The organism is Deltaproteobacteria bacterium (genome assembly GCA_009929795.1).
GTDB lineage: Bacteria > Desulfobacterota > Desulfovibrionia > Desulfovibrionales > Desulfomicrobiaceae > RZZR01.
The window spans coordinates 1-3,081 of the sequence record RZZR01000228.1; the positions used below are offsets into that span (position 1 = coordinate 1).

Consider the following 3,081-nt stretch of genomic DNA (forward strand, 5'->3'; position numbering starts at 1 on the left):
ACCCTGGAGAAGGCCCTTTTTTCATCGCCCTGGGCCTGCCGGGAGACTATTGCCCATCGAATCCAGCGCCTATCCAGACAGGGCAAGGACGAGACTCGGGCCGACATCCAGGTCTTGGAGGGGCTCGACAAGGCCCTGGCCGACATCACGCCGGAGCGGTTCGCCAAGTTCCAGGTTCTCCTCGATATGCTTCAGAAACCCGGGCCATTCCAGTTCAACGGTCGGGACTCGAGCGATCGCCTGGTCATTTTCACTGAGCGCATCGAAACCCTCAGATTTCTCCACGAACACCTGCCCCCGCTTTTGAAGCTCAAGGACAAGCAGGCCACCATGCTTCACGGCGGCCTGCCGGACACCGACCAGCAGGGCATCGTGGAGGATTTCGGCCGCCAGGAGTCACCACTGCGTTTGCTTTTGGCCTCGGACGTGGCTTCCGAGGGCATCAATCTCCATTATCTCTGCCACCGAATGATCCATTTCGACATTCCCTGGTCCCTGATGGTCTTCCAGCAGCGCAACGGCCGCATAGACCGCTACGGCCAGGAACGCGAACCCCACATCTCCTATCTGACGACCGAGAGCGTGAACCCGACCATCAAGGGGGACACGCGCATTCTGGAGCTCCTCATCGCCAAAGACCAGGAGGCCGTGCGCTCCATCGGCGATCCTTCGGCCTTCATGGGCGTCTATGATGAAACCGAAGAGGCGCGCTTGACGGCCCAGGCCATGGAGGAAGGGCTGAGCCCCGAGGCCTTCGAGGCCCGGCTGGCCGAAAATCTGCCCGACGAGTTCGATCCCCTGGCCATTTTGCTGGGTCTAGCCGACGAGCCTCTGCCCCAGGCCCAGGAGCCGCCCACTGCGAACATGCCCACATTGTTCCCTGACGATCATGATTTCTTTCTGGCCGGGTTGCGGGCCCTGCGCCAACAATCCGGCCTGGATGTCCATTTCGAGGTGCAGAGCGAGAGTCGAATCATCGAGTTCACTCCGCCACCCGATTTGGAAATCCGGTTGCGGACCCTGCCCCGGGAAGTCCGCTCCAGCCCCATGATTTTCACCGACAACCGGCGAGCCATCCAGGAGGACATCGCCAGGGCCCGGGCCGAGGAAACCGCCTGGCCGAGGCTCCATTTTCTCTGGGGCCAGCACCCCGTGCTCTCCTGGCTGGAGGACAAGCTCCTGGCCCGATTCAGTCGCCACGAGGCTCCGGTCCTGGCGCTGCCGGGGAAGCTGAAGCCCGGCGAACATGTCTTCATCGTTTCCGGCCTCATCCCCAACCGCAAGGGGCACCCGCTCATCCAGCACTGGTTCGGGATTCATCTGCTGGGAAATGGCTTTGAAGGTCATGTGGAATTCGAGGACATTGTCGATCGCTTCGGCCTGGGCTCCGGGGTCCTGGCCAATCCCGGCCGGGCCGTGGACGTGGCTCCCCTGGCCAAATTACTCCCCGATGTCGTTTTCAAGGCCCGGGAGATCATGACCAAGCAACGGGCCGCCTTCGAGACACGCATCCAGCCACAGCTGAAGGATCAACTGGCCAGGCTGGACGAATTGAGAAGACGCCATGACTGTCAGATCCAACTGTATTTTGAGGGCATGAAGCTCCCGGAGCATCGCATCAGGGATCGGCGGGAAAGCAAGTATCGGGAAGTGCAACAACTTTTCGAGGAATACAGAGACTGGATTCGGAACACCATGACCACCGAGGACAAGCCCTACATCAAGATCTGCGCTGTCTTGACGGGAGTCTGAGAACGGGCTTCTTGACCTTCTGACAGGCAAAGCGGTTCAGGCCTTCCACGATTGAGATTCGAGCGAGGAACCCATGTCCATTGATTTCACCGGCATCGGCAACGAGAACGATTTTTTCTCCCAGCACTACCTGACCGTCATTTTGGAATCCGATCTTCGGGACCTCTTTGCCGGCTGGAGGGCTCGGGAAGATTCCGAAGGCGTCAAGCAGCCCCATGATCGGCTCCTGGCCCTGGCCGGCCGGTACTTCACATTTCGGAGCGCCCTGGCCAAGGCCCCGGCCGAAGAGCATCGGGACCTCTGCCTGGAGTTCCAGGCCAGCCTTCTTTCAGCCCTGGAGTACGAGTTCCATCCCGGACATCGAGAGCTGGCCACGGAGGGGGGCGTATCCATTTTGGCCGAGGTCTGCCGTTCAAGCGGCGCCCCGGAGCTTTGGGTCGTGGAGGCCCTGGACCTGGTCGGCGAGGATCAGGACCCCCTGACCTTGACCCCGGACGCCACTCAATTCGACGAGGACATGGGCGAATCATTTCTGGCCACGCCCTACGAGGAGCTGCTCACCAAACAGATTTTTTCCCGGCCCGAGCCGCCCCGGTTCGTTCTTCTGCTCTCCGACACCCAGCTCGTTCTGGCCGACCGGGCCAAGTGGAGCCGCAAACGCATCCTGCGTTTCGACCTGCCCGAAATTTTTTCCCGTCGGGAGCGCAGCACCTTCCAGGTCATGGCAGCCATCCTCCACCGCTCGTCCCTCTGCCCGGACGACGGCGTCTCCCTGGTGGACACCCTGGACGAGAACTCCCACCGCCATTCCTTTGGCGTGTCCGAGGATCTGAAATTCGCCCTGCGCCAGAGCATCGAACTCCTGGGAAACGAGGCCGTGCGGTATCTGCGCGAAGAGGCCCGGGCCGGCGTCTTCAATCAGCCCGAGCTGGCCGAGCAGTTGTCCATGGAGTGCCTCCGCTACATGTACCGGATGCTTTTTCTCTTCTACATCGAGGCCCGGCCGGAGCTGGGCTACATCCCCTTGAACAGCGAGAGCTACCGCAGCGGCTACAGCCTGGAGTCGCTGCGGGATCTGGAAATGATGCCCTTGACCACCGAGGAATCCCGGAACGGCTTCTTCATCCACGAGTCGCTGGAACTTCTCTTCGCCATGCTCTGGGAAGGCTTTCCGCCCCGGAAATCCGGCCAGGCCGTGGCCATGGCCGTATCGAGGGTCATCACCTTCGACATTGCCGCCCTGAAGTCCCATCTCTTCGACCCCGGCCGTACCCCGCTCATGCGCAAGGTCCGTTTCCGCAACCATGTCTTGCAGAAGGTCATCGAGCT

2 protein-coding genes are annotated in these 3,081 nt (G+C 61.2%); both read left to right on the forward strand.

The genetic code is table 11. The features are described from left to right. Positions 1 to 1,752: ATP-dependent helicase (locus tag EOM25_13505; GenBank protein ID NCC26189.1), on the forward strand; the 1,752-nt coding region annotated here is incomplete at its 5' end. A gap of 73 nt (positions 1,753 to 1,825) precedes the next feature. Continuing rightward, on the forward strand, positions 1,826 to 3,081 hold a 1,256-nt coding region (locus EOM25_13510; protein NCC26190.1), incomplete at its 3' end, for a class I SAM-dependent DNA methyltransferase.